The organism is Nocardia fodinahabitans, assembly GCF_052983615.1.
Map to the genome: position 1 here is coordinate 352,348 of NZ_JBRJJC010000001.1, position 15,384 is coordinate 367,731.

Sequence of the window (15,384 nt, forward strand, 5' to 3'; positions counted from 1 at the left end):
CGCGATTCGACGCCAGTCGGCGTCGGCCACGAACGCTCGGCGCTGTCGGATGATTCGCTCCGCGCTCAGAATCGATGACCGATTGCGGTGAACGCCTGACGGGTACGCCATCTCGACGACCTACAGCGCAGGACGCCGGCTGTGCACGCGCGTGCCACCAGTGGTCAGTGGTCGACGGCGTCGAACCAGCACCTCACGCCGCCGCACGAGGGATCCCACCGCGAAACTCCCCACCGTGGTCAGGTACCGGCCCGCATCAGGTGGGGTCGACGCCGCTGGTGTTCAGCGTGGAAGGTCGATGGCGGTGGCGGAGTAGGGCGTGGTGGGGGTGGGTGGGGTGGTGAAGCGGGCATTAGGGAGGTAGAGGCGGGGGCCGTAGGCGGCGAGGGTGGCGGGGACGTCGAGGCGGGGGTCGGTGAGGCGGTGGGTGAGGGTGCCGGTGCGGCCGGTGGGGTCGAGGGCGATGACGGCGACGGTGTTGTGGCGGTTCTCGACGGCGAAGAGGGTGGTGTTCCGGAGGAGGAGGCCGTCGCCGTCGGGGAGCGATTCGGCGCCCAGGTCGACGCGGCGGGTGGTGCCGGTGGCGGGGTCGACGTGGAAGAGGTGGCCGGTGACGGACTGGACGATGAGCAGGCCGGTGCCGTCGGGGGTGCGGACGATGCCGTTGGCGTTGAAAGCGTCGGGGACGTAGGCGATGTCGCCGGTCAGCGGGATGCGCTGGACCGCGTCGGGCGCCGGGAGGGCGCCGTCGGGGCCGATCGGCAGGTGGTAGAGGACGGGTGCGGTGGAGTCGGTGACCCAGGCACCGTCGGGGGTGAGGACCACGTCGTTGACGAATGTCTGTGGGCCGGTAGCGAACTGGTAGGTCGCCAGGGTCGCACCGGTCCAGGCGTCGAGGACGCGGAAGTCACCGGCGGTGCCGCCGGCGACGAACAGCCGGCCGCGGTCGTCGAGTTGCAGGCCGAGGGCCTGGGTACCGGGGCCGCGGGCCAGCAGGTCGCCGCGACCGGTCACCAGATCGGCGCGGTAGATGGAACCGTCTACCATGGAACCGAAGTAGGCGATCGGCAGGGATCCGATCGCCACTCCTTCCGCTTGGAAACCGGCCGGGAGCGCGATGGTGGTCGGGAACAGCGGACTGTCGGCCGCCGCCCGTTCCGCCGGCACCAGCACGGTCGCGGCGAGGCCGGTCACCGCGGCCGCGGTAGCGAGCATTCGCTTCATCTCATCCTTCTCTCGACACCGGCACGCACACCGGTGATGAATTGTTCTCTGGTGAGCGAGGTTTCGTGGCGCGAGTGATCGGCTGGTCGGGGAGCTGGCCCGCCACGATGGCGGACAGCGCGAGCCCGAACCCGAGGAGCTGGACCGGACCCAGCCATTGGCCGAGCAGGACCGCGCCGAGCACGGCCGCGACCAGCGGCGACAGCAACAGCAGGACCGCGACCGAGGTGACCGGCAGCGAGCCCAGACCGCGGAACCACACGATGTAGGCGAGCAATCCGCCGCACAGACCCAGCCACAGGTAGCCGAGCGCGGCGGGCCCGTCGATCGTGGGTGGCGCGCCCTCGACCAGGACGGTCACCGGCAGCAGGATCAGCCCGCCCGCCGTCAGCTGCCACCCGGCGACGGCCACCGGACCGGCCCCGGGCGGGCGCCCCCAGCGTTTGGTGAGGGTCAGCCCCAGCGCCATCGACGCGGCGCTCGCCAGTCCGGCCGCGACCCCGGCGACGTCGAGCACCGCACTGGGCCCGAGCACCACCAGCCCCACCCCGGCGACCCCGATCGCACCCCAGACCAGCCGCCGCGCCGACGGCCGCTCCCCCAGCACCGGCAGCGCCAGCACCGCGACGACCAGCGGTTGCGCCGCCGCCAGGGTCGCGGCGACCCCGCCGGGCAGGTGCTCGGCCGCGAGGAACAGCAGCGGGAACGGCACCCCGATGGTGAGCACCCCGAGCACGGCGACCTTCGCCCACCACAATCCGCGCGGCAGGATCCTGGTCAGCGCGAGCGCGATCAGCCCGGCGGGCAACGCGCGCAGCAGCCCGGCGAACAGCGGGTGACCGGGCGGCAGGAGTTCGGTGGTCACCACGTAGGTCGTGCCCCAGGCCGCGGGCGCGAGGGCAGTGATCGCGGTCCGCGACACCCGCCCCGCGCCGCCGGAATCCGGCGGAGCCACTGCGCTTTTCATGAACTCCATCGAACCGCGCGACGATCAATGAATCCAACACATGTTTGTCACCACACCGATCGTGATTCACGATTGATGGATGGAGCTCCAGCAGATGCGCTACGTCCTCGCCGTCGCCGAGACCACCAGCTTCACCCGGGCCGCCGAGCAGTGCCTGGTCGTGCAGTCGGCGCTGAGCCACCAGATCGCCCGGCTGGAACGCGAACTGGGCGCGAAACTGTTCGAACGGACGAGCCGCAGGGTCCGGCTGACCCGGGCGGGTGCGGCCTTCCTCCCGGCCGCCCGCCAGTGCCTCGACGCCGCCGAGCGGGCGGCGGCCGAGGTGGCGGCGGCGGTCGGCGAGGTGCGGGGCAGGCTCGCGGTGGGTCTGATCCCGACCGTCGCCGCGGTCGATCTGCCCGCCGCGCTGCGCGAGTTCCGGGCCGCCTACCCGCACGTGCGGATCAGCCTGCGGGTCGGCGCGAGCGAGGATCTGGCCGAGCAGGTCGAACAGGGCGTCCTCGATGTCGCCTTCCTCGGCCTGCCCACCACCACCCGGCCGAGTGGGGTCGCCGTCCACGAACTCGCGCGCGGCAAGCTCGTCGCGGTGGTCGCGCCGGGGCACCCGCTCGCCGCCGAGCCGACCGTCGACCTGCGCAGGCTCTCGGACGAGGTGTTCGTCGACCTGCCCGCGGGCACGGCGGGCCGGAGCCAATCGGATCTGGCCTTCGCGGCGGCGGGCCTGACCCGCGACGTCGCCTTCGAGGTGACCACCGCCGACTACATCGCCCGCCTCGTGAGCCAGGACCTGTGCGTGGCGATGATGCCCGCCGCCTACGCCCCGCAGCTCACCGGCGTGCGCATCGTCGAGGTCGCCGACGCGCCGACCCGCGTCGAATACGTCGTGTGGAACCGCACCGACCGCAGCCCGGCGGCGACGGCTTTCCTTACGGCACTGGATATCCCGACCACCCGGCCCTGACAGCACACAGCCCCGCCGGTCGGACCGGCGGGGCTGTGACCGGGAGTCGGATCAGGCCGGGGTGACCGCGACCGGCAGCGATTCCAGACCGCGGATGACGACGTTCGGCTTGAACGGCGGGTTCTCCGAGCGCAATTCGAACGTGCGGACCTTGCGCAGCAGCACGTCGAGCAGGATCTCCATCTCCAGCAGCGCCAGCGGGGCGCCGAGGCAGTAGTGGATGCCGAGGCTGAACCCGAGGTGCTTCTTGGCCGGATTCCTCGGATCGGAATAGCGGGTCAGGTCGACCCGGTCGGGATCGGCATAGGCGGCCGGATCGTGGTTGGCCGAATTGATCAGCACCACCACGCCTTCGCCCTGCTCGAACTCGTGCCCGGCGACGGTGATCGGGCGGGTCGCGGCGCGCGTGGTGATCTGCACCGACGGGTCGAGCCGCAGCAGTTCGTCGGGGGCGACGCAGAGCAGTTCGGGACGATCGCGCAACAGCTGGATCTGATCGGGGTTGCGCAGCAGGCGCAGCATGCCGGTGCCGATCAGATTGGCGGTGGTCTCGTGCCCGGCGACGAATGTGGTGATGCAGGTCGCGAGGAGTTCCTGCTCGGTGAGCACGTCACCGCGGTCCTCGACCTGGGACAGCACACTGAGCAGGTCGTCGCGCGGAGTGACGCGCCGCTCGTCGAGCAGCTCGCGGAAGTAGCCCATGAACCCGCGCGAGGCGGCACTGCGGGCGGTCAGGCATTCCTCGGGCAGCGTGTAGTCGTGGTCGAAGCCGCGGGCCAGGTCCTGGGACCATCGGTGGACCTGGTCGTAGGCCTCCTCGGGCACGCCGATCAGCTCGCAGGCGATGATCAGCGGCAGCGGGTAGGCGATCTTCTCGACGAGGTCGAATTCGCCGGCGGCCAGGGCGTCGTCGACGAGCTGCTCGCACAGCTGCTCGATCCGCGGACGCAGCCGAGTCACCATACGCGGGGTGAAACCCTTGGTGACGAGGTTGCGCAGACGGGTGTGGTCCGGCGGCTCCATCCACAGGAACGAGGTGGGCAGTTCCTCGGCGGCGTTCTCCGGCGACACCGTCGGGTGCATCATCGCCGCTTCCTCGGCGTGGCTCCACGCGGTGGTGGACAGCACGGCCGCGCAGTCCTCGTAGCGGGTCAGCACATGGTGGCCGAGCGGGGTCTGGTGGATAGGGCCCGCCTCGCGCAGGACGCGCGCGGGGGCGTACGGATCGGCGCGGCCGTCCGGCCCGAACAGCTGGACCAGTGCGGTCTGGACTGCCTGGGCATCGATCGGGGAAGTCGTGGAGGTCATGGGTGGGTCTCCTGGTTCTCCGGTGGGTGGTCAGGGAAGGAGGATGCGGCGCAGCGTGCCCGGCGCGGTGAGCGCGGCGGGCGGGTCGACCAGGTGGGCGACCCGCAGGAAGGTCCTGGCCACGCGCGGATCGTGGTGCGCGACGTGCTGCACCCGGCTGACGAAGACGTTGGTGAGCCGGGTCCGCACCGTGCGCCGCCCCTCGACGCCGGGATGCCGCAGATCCGAGCCGGCGGCGAGCTGCCAGGCCACCTCGACGGCGCCCGCGGCGGCCGCGTAGTACCGCGCGGGCAGGTCGGTCTCCCCCGTGCCGAGACACTCGCGCAGCGCCGCGGCTTGCAGCGCGGCGACCGTCATGCCCTGGGCGTAGAGGGGATTGAAGGCGCACAACGCGTCGCCGAGCACGAGCAGTCCGTCGGGCGGGGCGCTCTGGCGGTCGAAGCGGCGGCGCACCGCGGTCCGGAATCGGTACGGCACCGCGTCGCCGAGCGGTTCGGAGCCGATCACGATGGTGTGGATGTCGGGGGCCGACAGCGAGGCGGCGTAGTCGCGGAACCCCGCGTCGTCGACCGGCGGATGATCGCCGAGCATCCCGGCGAGGGTGACGTGCCACCGATCGCCCTCCACCCGGACCGCGCCGCCACCGCGCCCGTTCGCACCGGTCGAGACGATGACCGAGGCCTGCCCGCCGAGCTGACCGGGCCGGTGCCGGAAGAATCGCGACGCGTAGCCGAGATCGACGTCGAGCCGCTCCTCCTCGGGCACCTCGGCCCCGATCGCGGTGAGCCACTGGGTGATCCGCGATCCGCGCCCGCCCGCGTCGACGACCAGGTCCGCGAACAGGGTCTGCTCGCCCGCGGGCCCGAGGACGGTCACCGCGCGCACCCGCCGGGCGTCGCCGACCAGGCCCCGCACCGTCGTGCGGGTCAGCAGTTCGATGCCGCGCAGCCGCAGCGTCCGCCTGCGCAGCACCGCCTCGAGCAGGGAGCGGGTCGCGATCACCGAGGTGAGTCCGGTCGAGCCCGCCGCGAGCCGGGAGCCGCCGACATACCACCGGGTGCCGACCAGCACCTCGGCGACGGTCGCGCCGTCCGAGACCGCCTGCTCGGTGCAGCCCGGGTAGAGCTCCTCCATGATGCGGCGGCCCCGGTCGAGCAGGCCGTGCAGGTGCCAGGCCTGCGGAACACCGCGGCGCACGGTCTCTTTCGCGTCGAGCTCGTCGCGTTCGACCAGGGTGACCCGCTCGAAGGTGTCGGCGAGCACCCGCGCGGCCAGCAGCCCGGCGACCCCGGCGCCGATGACGATCGCGTGCCCGCGGCGCGCGGTCACAGCGTCACCGGCAGATGCAGGATGCCGCGGTGGATCAGGCTGGGGCGGTACACGATCGGCGCGTCGGCCAGGGCCAGCGCGGGCGCCCGGTCCAGCAGGGCGAGAATCGCGGCCTCGGCCTCGAGCCGGGCCAGGGGGGCGCCCACGCAGTAGTGGATGCCCAGGCTGAACCCGAGATGCTTGCGCGGCGGCCGGTTTCCGGTGAACCGGGTGATGTCGAAGGTGTCGGCGTCGCGGTAGACCCGTTCGTCGCGGTTGGCCGAGCCGGTGAGCACCACGACACCGTCGCCACGGCGGAAGGTGTGCCCGCCCACCTCGGTGTCGTCGAGCGCGACCCGGATCGTGAACTGGGTCGGCGCGTCGTAGCGCAGCATCTCGTCGATCGCGGGCCCGATCAGTTCGGGGTGCGCGCGCAGCAGCGCCAGCTGGGTGGGATGGCGCAGCAGCGCGAGCAGGCCGTTGCCGATCAGGTTGATCGAGGTCTCCATGCCCGCGACGAGCAGCAGCAGCGACATCCCGATCACCTCGGGTTCGCTGGGGAGGTCACCGGACACGCTCGCCGCGACCAGTTCGCTGAGCAGGTCGGGGCCCGGCTGCTGCTTCTTCTCGGCGATGAGCCGCGCGAAGTGGCCCATGCAGGCGATCGCGGCGTCGGTGCGGGCGCTGATGTCGTCGGGCCCCAGCAGCGAGTCGGGGTCGCTGCCCCGCGCGATCGCCAATTGCCAGGCGCGGAAGCTGGGTCCGTCGGCCGCGTCGGCGCCGAGCAGCCGCACCGCGACCATGGCGACGGCCAGCGGCACCGCCAGATCGTCGAGCACGTCGAGCGCACCGCGTTCGAGCGCGGCGTCGACCAGCCCGTCGACCACGGTGCCCGCCAGCGGCGCCAGCTCGCCGATCGTCGCGGGGGTGAACGCTTTCGCCACCAGCTTGCGGTAGCGGCCGTGCTCGGGCGGGTCCATCCGAACGAAGGACCCCGGGATGGCGGCGGTGGTGTCGCGGAACGGGCTGATCCCCGCCGCGTAGCCGTGGCCCCAGTCGGCGCCGGTGAGGACTTCGGCACACTCCGCATAGCGGGTCACCAGCGTCACCGGGACGTCGCCGAGGGCGTAGGGGAACAGGGGCGTCGCCTCGCGCACACGATGGTAGGCGGAGTACGGGTCGGCGCGATGCTCGGGCGCGAACGCGTCGAAGGTGAGGTCGGCGGGGACAGCGGTACTCATCGGCCCTCCAGGCTGATTCGCAGTTCGGACATGCCGCGCACGACCACGTTCGGGCGATACGGCGGTTCGGCGAGCAGATGCATCCGCTCGACCCGGGTGGACACGGCCCGCAGCACCGCCTGCATCTCCAGGCGGGCCAGTGGGGCGCCGAGGCAGTAGTGCAGGCCGAGCCCGAACGACAGATGCCGCTCCGGACGCTGACCGGGCCGGTAGCGGCCGATGTCGAACCGGTCGGCGTCCGGGAAGGCCCCGGGATCGCGGGCCGCCGAACCGATCAGCACGATCACCGCGTCACCGGGCACGAAAGTCCGGCCTGCGAGCTCGATCTCGTGCCGCGCGGTGCGGGTGGTCAGGTGCACGGGCGGGTCGTAGCGCAGCACCTCGTCGACCGCGGGCGCGCACAGCGCCGGATCCTCGCGCAACCGCCGGAACTGGTCGGGATGGCGGATCAGTGCCAGCAGGCCGTTGCCGATCAGGTTGACGGTGGTCTCGTGGCCCGCCACCACCAGGATCAGCAGGGTGCCGATCAGTTCGGTGCGGGTCAGCCGCACGCCGGCGTCCTCGGCCTGGACCAGCGCGGTGATCAGGTCGTCGCGGGGGTCGCGGCGGCGCTGGGCGATCAGGTCGCCGAAGAAGTCGGTGAACGCGTGCACGGCGGTGGTGCGGGCGGCCAGTTCGGCCGGGCTGAGCAGGGTGTCCGGGTCGAGGCCGCGGGCGATGTGCGCGGAGATCTCGCGAACGTGGGCATGGGATTCGGCGGGGACACCGAGCAATTCGCAGATCAGCGTCAGCGGCACCGGGTAGGCCAGCGCCTCCAGCGCGTCGGTCTCGCCCTCGGCCAGCATCGCCGTCAGGAGGCCGTCGACCAGGCGCTCGGCCCGCTCGTGCAGCCCCGCGACGGTGCGCGCGGTGAACGCCTTGCCGACCAACCCGCGCAGCCGGGTGTGGTCCGGTGGCTCCATCCACAGGAACGAGCCGGGCAGTTCCACCTCGCTGTCGCCGTGCAGCAGCTCCGGCTCCTCCGCGTGGCTCCAGCGCGGATCGCTCAGGATGGCCTGGGCTTCGGCGTGCCGGGGCACGAAGTGGATCCCGTGCGGGCCGGGGACGAACGGGCCCGCGGCCCGCAGTGTCGTGTAACTGCGATATGGGTCGTGGCGGCAGTGCGGTGCGACGCTTTCCAGCACCGCGATCTGCACCGGAGTCGGGTCGTCGATCGCGACATGATCGGAAGTCACCAGCAGCTCCTACGGCGTTTGCGGTGCGGGGATTTCGCCGCTCATCGTCACCGCCGGGCCGCCGCGAATTCGTGCAGTATTGTCTGCTCCGATCGGGCGATAGCCGAATATCTTTATCGGGCAGCGCAATTGGACGATCGACTGTGATTATCGGCGCGCGTATTTCGGTATTCGTTCAACGCGATTTCATATGGCACTGTTGTCGTTTCCGGCATGAATTCCTCGCGTTCGGGCGAAACGCTCACCACGCTGCTGGCCGGCGTCGCCGCCGCGCATCCGCGGGTGCCCGCGACATTCTGGTCGGTGTCGGAACGGGTCGACTACGCCGAGCTGCGGCTGCGCGCGCAGACCGCGGCGACGGCGCTGGTCCGGCGCGGGATCGGCCGCGGTGAGCCGGTGGGCGTGCTGTGTCCCAACGCGCCGGAGTTCCTGGTCTCGCTCTTCGGCATCGCCGCGGCGGGCGGGGCGGGGACTCCCCTGCCGCTGCCCGCCGGCGCCCGTGCCACCGCCGCCTACCCGGCCAAGCTGGCCGCGATCACCGCCGCCGCCGACATGCGGACCGTGCTGGTGTCGCCGCGGTTCGCCTCGATGATCCCGTTGATCGGCGACATCGGCGTCGAGTTCGTCGACACCACCGACCTGGTCACCGATGTCACCGCCGACCCGGACGCGCTGCCGGAACACGGCCCCGACGACCTGGCGATCGTGCAGTTCACCTCCGGCAGCACCGCGCTGCCCAAGGGCGTGCGGCTCACCCACGCCAATGTGGTGAGCGGGCTGGCCGCGATCCGCACCGGCATCGACCTGGGTCTCGACGATCAGGGCGGCTTCTGGCTGCCGCTGTTCCACGACATGGGCCTGTTCGGCACCTTGTCGGCGGTGCTGCGCGGCATCCCCGCCCACGTCTGGTCGCCGCTGGCGTTCGTGAAGGACCCGGCCCGCTGGCTGAGCGAATTCGCCGCGACCGGAACCACGATCACCGCCATGCCGAACTTCGGCTACGAGGCACTGCTCGACGCGATCGCCCCCGAGCAGGTCACCGACTACGACCTGAGCCACTGGCGGATCGCGTTCAACGGCGCCGAACCGATCTCGGAATCGGTGGTCACGGCGTTCCGCGAACGGTTCGCACCCGCCGGCTTCGCGCCGTCGACCATGTTCGGCGTCTACGGCATGGCCGAGGCGACCCTCGCCGTCGCCTTCCCGCCGCTGCTGCGCGAACCCCGCTTCGACTGGGTCGACCGCGCCCAGCTCTCGGATGCCGCTGTCGCCGAGCCGGTCTCGCGCACCGAGGACGGCGCGCGGGCGGTCGCCTCGGTCGGCGCCGCGGTCGAGGGGATCGCGCTGCGGATCGTCGACCTCGACACCGGCGCCGACCTGCCCGACGGCCGGGTCGGCGAGATCCTGATCCAGGGTGCGCCCGTCACCGACGGCTACCTCACCGTCGACCCCGACGCGGTCGCCGACCGCTTCGTCGACGGCTGGTTGCGCACCGGCGATCTCGGCTATCGGCGCGACGGCGAACTGTTCGTCACCGGCCGCTGCAAGGACATGATCACCGTGCGGGGAGTGAACTACTACGCCCAGGACGTCGAGGCGGCGGTCCGCGATCTCGACGGCATCCACAAGGGCCGCTGCACCGCGGCCGTCGATCCCGACGGCGACGACGTGATCGCGCTGATCGCCGAGACCGAACGCACCGGCGCCGAGGCCGAGGCCCTCGCCGCGGCCATCGCCGCCGCCGTCACCGCCGGGCTCGGACTCTCGGCCGTGCAGGTGCATCTCGTCGCGCCGCGCAGCATCCCCCGTACCAGTAGCGGCAAGCTCCAGCGGCTGGCCGCCCGCGACCTGATCGGCCGGCGATGACGCCGCGCCGCTCGCCCCTGCGATCGAATGGGAGTGCCTAGTGCACAGCTTCGACATCTTCCGCCACTACGAACGCCTGCACTGGAAACTGAGCGACCTCGACCTGGCCACCGTCGACCCGACACTGGTCCGCCCGGAGTACATCACCCTCGCCAAGAGCGCGGCGATGGGCGAGTCCAATGTGATCGCGGCCGTGCACGGTTTCCTCGACGAGTTCGTCGACGACTACGACTTCTCCACCTTCGCGGTGGTGTGGGGTTACCAGGAAGTGCAACACCACTACGCCTTCCGCTCCTGGCTGCGCGCCATCGGCGAGGACGTCGAGGACCGCGCCGTGGACGCGATGCGTGAGCCGTACGCGCCGGGCAGTACGCCCTCGGCGACGCTGGCCACCAACATCATCTCCGAGCTCACCGTCAACCACGTGTACCGCGCGGTGTCGAGCTGGGTGGCCGAGCCGGTGCTGAAGACGTTGCTGCTCAACGCCAGTCGCGACGAGGCCGGGCACGCCCGCGAGTTCATCCACTACACCACCGAGCGGCTGAAGCAGCGTCCCGAGGAGCTGCCGTCGGTGCTCGAGACGCTCTACGTCTACAGCTCCGAGGCCAAGATCAAGCACCCGGTGAGCACCTTCAAGGCAGGCATCGCCGAGCTCGGCGACCACGAGACCATCGACACCGGTTTCGAACTGTTCCTCGAGCAGGTCGCCGCCGAGGGCGAGCTGGAGGTACTGCACGACAAGGTGCGCCGCACCTTCGCCGGCATCACCGGGCTCGACCTGTCCAGCAACGCGAAGGTGCGCCGCGCCCTCGCCGACGCCATCGCCTGATGACCGTCGGCGAGCAGTCCGGCGCCGTCGAGGTGCCGTGGTCGGTGATCCCCGACTACCACTGCTTCGGCTGTTCCCCGCACAACGCCACCGGGCTGCGCTTGACCTTCACCCCGCGCGCCGACGGCGCGCTGGTGGCCGCGTTCCGGCTCGGGCGCGCGTTCGAGTCCTATCCCGGTGTGGTGCACGGCGGCCTGATCGGCGTCGTGTGCGACGAGGTGATGGGCAACCTGATCGTGCTGGCCCGCCATGTCCCCGCGTTCACCGTCTCCCAGCGCACCCGCTTCCTCACCCCCCTGCTGATCGACCGCGAATACCGCTGTGTGGCGACGCTGCCGCCCGAGCGGGCCGACGGCCCGATCCCCGCGCACGCCGAGATCCTCGATGCGAACGACGCGGTGTGCGCGACGTCGACGGCCACCTATCAGCCGTTCGACCTGCATGCCGTCCGCGACCAGCTGACCCTCGACGACAACGAAGTCGCCCTGCTCGACCACGCACTCGCTACCTCGAACACCCTCTCCCCGAACGGAGCCCGGCCATGACCACCACTTCCGCCGACACCATCCTGCGCACGGTCACCGAGATCGCGATCACCGAGACCGGCCTGACCGCCGCCGACCTGACCCCCGACGCCGACCTGCGCGCCATGGCGGGCGTGGACTCGGTGCGGGTGCTGCGGATGATCGCCCGCATCGAGCGCACCTTCGACATCGAGCTCGAGGACGCCGACGTCTTCGGGATGTCGACCCTGGCCGAGGTGACCGCGGTGGTCGAACGGTCCGTGGCGGAGGCGTCCGCGTGACCGTCGTCGCCGATACCAATCAGCACTACGATCTGGACCCGGACATCTTCGGGCAGTTCCTCGATCCGCTGCGCAAGTACAGCTCGGCGCTCTACGAATCCGACCGCGACACATTGGAATCGGCCCAGCGCAACAAGCTGCGCTTCGTCGCCGAGCGGCTCGGGCTGCGCGGCGGCGAGCAGCTGCTCGATGTGGGGTGCGGCTGGGGTTCGCTGATCCTGTACATGGCGAGCGAGCTGGGCTGCCGGACCCTCGGTGTCAGCCCGGCGCCGCGTCAGCACGACTACATCGCCGAGCAGGCGGCGGCGCGCGGCGTGGCCGAGCTGGTGCGCACGCGGGTGGGGCACTTCGAGCAGCTCGACCTGCCCGCCCGCGGTTTCGACGCCGTCACGCTGCTGGGGTCGATCGTGCACATGCCCGACCCCGACGAGGTGTTCCGCCGCGCGCGGGGTGTGCTGCGCCGTGGCGGCACGCTGTATGTGTCGGAGAGCTGCTTCCGTAATGCCGCCACCCGCAGCGCCTTCGACGATCGCGACGGCACCGGCTTCGTCCGCGAGGACATCTTCGGCTTCGGTGAACTGCGGCCGCTGTCGGAGCTGATCGCCGCCGCCGAGAACGCCGGCTTCTCGGTGATCTCGGTCGACGATCTCACCGACCACTACCGGCGCACCATCGAGGACTGGATCGGCAATGTCGACGCCGCCGCCGCGCGCATCGACGCGCACGGCCCCGGCCTGGCCGCCAAGCTGCGCCACTATCTCGAGATCGCCAACGCGGGCTGGGGTTACACCACCAAGCATTACGCGCTGGTCTGCCGGAATGCCAGGTGAGGGACATGATCACCACACCGGGGCTGTTGCCCGTGCGGGACGTGGTCGCCGCGGTCGACGGCTTTCTGGCCGCGTCCCCGGCGACCCGCGCCTGGGATGTGGAGACCGCCGTCGACTGGGCCGCCGCCGACGCGGGCAGGCTCACCGAGGGACAGCGCTCCGCGGTCCAGTTCGTCACCCTCATCGAAGACCACCTGCCCGGCTACTTCGACGTCTACCACCGGCATTTCCCCGTCGACGACACCGTGGATCTGCCGACCTTCGAACACAATCGGGAGCTCTACCACTTCACGGTGCGCTGGGCCCTCGAGGAGGACACCCACGCCAGGGCGCTGACCCGCTATCAGGAGGCGGCGGGCATCGCCGACCGCGACACCCTGCGGTCGGAGCTGGCGATCGAGGGCCACAAGCCGTTCGACCTGCCCTACGACCATCCCGTCCAGTTCTTCGCCTACGCCCTGGTGCAGGAGAAGGCGACGCAGATGTACTACCAGCAGCTGCGCGACGTGGTCGCCGACCCCGTCCTGGCCACGGTGCTCACCCGGTTGTCGCGCGACGAGGCACGGCATTTCAGCTTCATGGCCGACGTGGTGACCCGGTATCTGCGCCACGACGGTGACGCGGTGGTGGCCCCGATCCGCGATGTCGTCGCGAATTTCCGGATGCCGCTGTCGGAGACGCTGCGCGGCTACTGGCGGTGGGCGTTGCGGATCGCCGATGTCGCCGACTACGACCACACCGCCGCCTACGAACACCTGGTGAAGGTGATCGACCGCGCGGTCGACGCCCGCACCGAGCCGGTCGACGAACTCATCGCCTTCGTCGAGGGCTGCCGCACCCTGGCCTGAACCGGCAGGAACCGGCCGTGCGCGGAGTGATCCGCGCACGGCCGGTTCCCGTTCGGCGCGCAGGTGTCAGTTGCCCTGTGCCAGCACCAGAATCGTGGTCGTGCCGTGGGCGATCAGCTTGCCCGCGGCGTCGGTGATGCGACCTTCGGCGGTCGCGGTCCGCCTGCCGACGTGCACGGCGGTGGCGTCGCAAGTGAGCCTGCTGCCGTCGAGCGTCACCGCGCGGATGAAGTTCACCTTCAGTTCCAGCGTGGTGTAGGCGACGCCGTCGCCGAGTTCGGTGAACACCGCGCTGCCCATGGCGGTGTCCATGAGCGTGGCGAGTACGCCGCCGTGCACGGTGAACATCGCGTTGATGGTCGCCGGATTCGGGTCGAGGTAGTACCGGGTGCGGCCCTTCGACGCGCTTTCCAGCCGAATTCCCAGCGAATCGCCGACGCCCAGCTTCTCCTGCAACCCGCGCTCGAAGACCGCGGTCAATTCGGCGACCCGCCGGTCGGCGGTCGCGTCGATTTCGGTGGTGGTCATGGTTTTCCTCCCTGCGGACGATTCCTCCGCCATTCGATCAGCGCCCGGTGAATTCCGTCTTGCCACAGGACATTCCATTTCGAGCTCCGATCGGCTGATCGGGATCACGCGCGCCCGGTGAGTCGTGCACCGGCCACGGGTACCGTCGGGCAGATGGCCGACACCACCGCTGCTGCCCGCGTCGAGTCCATCGAGGCCGACTTCTTCGACGATCCGCACGCGCACTACCGGCGCTGGCGCGCCGACGGCCCGGTCCATCGGGTCCGTTTCCCCGACGACGTCGTGCGCTGGGTGGTCATCGGCTACGCCGAAGCCCGGGTGGCACTGGCCGATCCCCGACTACTCAAGGACATCGTCCGGATCGACGGGATCGTGCACGCCAAGCGCGGGTCGACCCCGAGCGACCCGAATGTGGTCGCGCTGCTGAGCCACATGCTGAGCACCGATCCGCCCGCGCACACGCGGCTGCGCAAACTGGTCAACAAGGCCTTCACCGCCAAGCAGGTCGCGGCGCTGCGCCCGCGGATCGAGCAGATCACCGAGTCGCTGCTGGACGCGATGGCCGAACGCGACCAGGTCGACCTGATGGACGAGTTCGCCAATCCGCTGCCGGTCACGGTGATCTGCGAGCTGCTCGGGGTCCCGTACGCCGACCGCGACGACTTCCAGACCTGGACCAGGGCCCTGGTGACGGTCGTCGGCGAAGGCGAGGACGACGAACGCCCCGCGGCTTCGGCGGCGATGGTCGCCTACCTGGCGAACCTGGTGCGCGCCAAGCAGAGCGAGCACGCCGACGATCTGCTCTCCCAGCTGGTGCTGGCCGACGACGACGGCGACCGGCTCACCGATCGCGAGCTGGTGTCGATGGCGTTCCTGCTGTTGGTCGCCGGGCACGAGACCACAGTCAATCTCATCGGCAACGGCGTCAACGCCCTGCTACGCCGCCCTGATCAGTGGCAGGCGCTGTGCGCCGATCCGGCGGGCATCCCCGCCGCGATCGAGGAGTTCCTGCGCTTCGACGGCCCGGTCGACATGGCCACCGTCCGCTACACCGCCGAGCCGATCACCCTGGGCGGCACCGAGATTCCCGCGGGCGAACTCGTCTATGTCGCACTGGCCGCCGCCAACCGCGACCCGGCCCGCTTCACCGACTCCGACGACCTCACCACCGACGGCCACCCCACCGGCCACCTGGCCTTCGGCCACGGCATCCACTTCTGCGTCGGCGCTCCCCTGGCCCGCCTCGAAGCCGAGATCGCCTTCACCGCCCTGCTCCACCGCTTCCCCGGCCTGCGCCTGGCCGATGCCGCCGCCACCGGCCACTGGCAGACCAGCACACTGATCCGCGGCCTCCTCGAACTCCCCGTCCGGGTGCGCTGAACCACGTCACCGGCTCGGCGCACCATCGGCACCTCGATCCGGACTTCTGCTGCC

15 protein-coding genes are annotated in these 15,384 nt (G+C 70.9%); 8 read left to right on the forward strand and 7 right to left on the reverse strand.

Features of this window, described 5'->3' with window-relative positions; translation table 11 throughout:
* Window positions 1-282: 282 nt before the first annotated feature.
* Together NV348_RS01655 and NV348_RS01660 are read right to left on the reverse strand one after the other, a co-directional pair.
* Window positions 283-1,224 (reverse strand): SMP-30/gluconolactonase/LRE family protein, encoded by a 942-nt coding sequence (locus tag NV348_RS01655; protein ID WP_447145351.1) that lies wholly within the window; start codon window positions 1,222-1,224, stop codon window positions 283-285.
* 1 nt (window position 1,225) lies between these two features.
* Window positions 1,226-2,191: an EamA family transporter gene (locus NV348_RS01660; protein WP_447145352.1), complete on the reverse strand. Its 966-nt coding sequence runs from the start codon at window positions 2,189-2,191 to the stop codon at window positions 1,226-1,228.
* A gap of 79 nt (window positions 2,192-2,270) precedes the next feature.
* On the opposite strand from NV348_RS01660, the gene NV348_RS01665 reads away from it, so the two are divergent.
* Window positions 2,271-3,152: a LysR family transcriptional regulator gene (locus NV348_RS01665; RefSeq protein WP_447145353.1), complete on the forward strand. Its 882-nt coding sequence runs from the start codon at window positions 2,271-2,273 to the stop codon at window positions 3,150-3,152.
* 51 nt (window positions 3,153-3,203) lie between these two features.
* Here NV348_RS01665 and NV348_RS01670 read toward each other — a convergent pair whose 3' ends face one another.
* From NV348_RS01670 to NV348_RS01685, 4 genes are read right to left on the reverse strand one after another with little or no spacing between them, the layout of a single operon-like run.
* Window positions 3,204-4,460, reverse strand: a complete 1,257-nt coding sequence (locus NV348_RS01670; protein WP_447145354.1) for a cytochrome P450 — start codon at window positions 4,458-4,460, stop codon at window positions 3,204-3,206.
* A gap of 30 nt (window positions 4,461-4,490) precedes the next feature.
* Window positions 4,491-5,789: an NAD(P)/FAD-dependent oxidoreductase gene (locus NV348_RS01675; RefSeq protein ID WP_447145355.1), complete on the reverse strand. Its 1,299-nt coding sequence runs from the start codon at window positions 5,787-5,789 to the stop codon at window positions 4,491-4,493.
* Window positions 5,786-7,009: a cytochrome P450 gene (locus tag NV348_RS01680; protein WP_447145356.1), complete on the reverse strand. Its 1,224-nt coding sequence runs from the start codon at window positions 7,007-7,009 to the stop codon at window positions 5,786-5,788. Before NV348_RS01680 ends, NV348_RS01675 begins: the two co-directional genes overlap by 4 nt.
* Window positions 7,006-8,244 (reverse strand): cytochrome P450, encoded by a 1,239-nt coding sequence (locus NV348_RS01685; RefSeq protein ID WP_447145357.1) that lies wholly within the window; start codon window positions 8,242-8,244, stop codon window positions 7,006-7,008. Before NV348_RS01685 ends, NV348_RS01680 begins: the two co-directional genes overlap by 4 nt.
* Window positions 8,245-8,457: 213 nt before the next feature.
* Between NV348_RS01685 and NV348_RS01690 the strand changes: the two genes are divergently transcribed.
* The 6 genes from NV348_RS01690 to NV348_RS01715 are packed head-to-tail and all read left to right on the forward strand — an operon-like array spanning window position 8,458 to window position 13,422.
* The gene (locus NV348_RS01690; protein ID WP_447145358.1) at window positions 8,458-10,110 is read left to right on the forward strand and encodes an AMP-binding protein; all 1,653 of its coding nucleotides are present in this window, start codon (window positions 8,458-8,460) and stop codon (window positions 10,108-10,110) included.
* A 40-nt stretch (window positions 10,111-10,150) separates the two neighbouring features.
* Window positions 10,151-10,939, forward strand: coding sequence for a ferritin-like domain-containing protein (locus NV348_RS01695; RefSeq protein WP_447145359.1), 789 nt, complete (start codon window positions 10,151-10,153; stop codon window positions 10,937-10,939).
* Complete coding sequence (locus NV348_RS01700) at window positions 10,939-11,484, forward strand: PaaI family thioesterase (protein WP_447145360.1); 546 nt, start codon at window positions 10,939-10,941, stop codon at window positions 11,482-11,484. The genes NV348_RS01695 and NV348_RS01700 overlap by 1 nt, the downstream gene beginning before the upstream one ends.
* The gene (locus NV348_RS01705; RefSeq protein WP_447145361.1) at window positions 11,481-11,744 is read left to right on the forward strand and encodes an acyl carrier protein; all 264 of its coding nucleotides are present in this window, start codon (window positions 11,481-11,483) and stop codon (window positions 11,742-11,744) included. Before NV348_RS01700 ends, NV348_RS01705 begins: the two co-directional genes overlap by 4 nt.
* Window positions 11,741-12,574 (forward strand): SAM-dependent methyltransferase, encoded by an 834-nt coding sequence (locus tag NV348_RS01710; protein WP_447145362.1) that lies wholly within the window; start codon window positions 11,741-11,743, stop codon window positions 12,572-12,574. Before NV348_RS01705 ends, NV348_RS01710 begins: the two co-directional genes overlap by 4 nt.
* A gap of 5 nt (window positions 12,575-12,579) precedes the next feature.
* On the forward strand, window positions 12,580-13,422 hold the full coding sequence (locus tag NV348_RS01715) for an acyl-ACP desaturase (RefSeq protein WP_447145363.1): 843 nt from the start codon (window positions 12,580-12,582) through the stop codon (window positions 13,420-13,422).
* Window positions 13,423-13,488: 66 nt separating this feature from the next.
* Here the strand turns inward: NV348_RS01715 and NV348_RS01720 are convergent, their stop codons facing one another.
* Window positions 13,489-13,950, reverse strand: a complete 462-nt coding sequence (locus NV348_RS01720; RefSeq protein WP_447145364.1) for a PaaI family thioesterase — start codon at window positions 13,948-13,950, stop codon at window positions 13,489-13,491.
* Between the two features lie 153 nt (window positions 13,951-14,103).
* Between NV348_RS01720 and NV348_RS01725 the strand changes: the two genes are divergently transcribed.
* Window positions 14,104-15,330: a cytochrome P450 family protein gene (locus NV348_RS01725; RefSeq protein WP_447145365.1), complete on the forward strand. Its 1,227-nt coding sequence runs from the start codon at window positions 14,104-14,106 to the stop codon at window positions 15,328-15,330.
* Window positions 15,331-15,384: the final 54 nt, after the last annotated feature.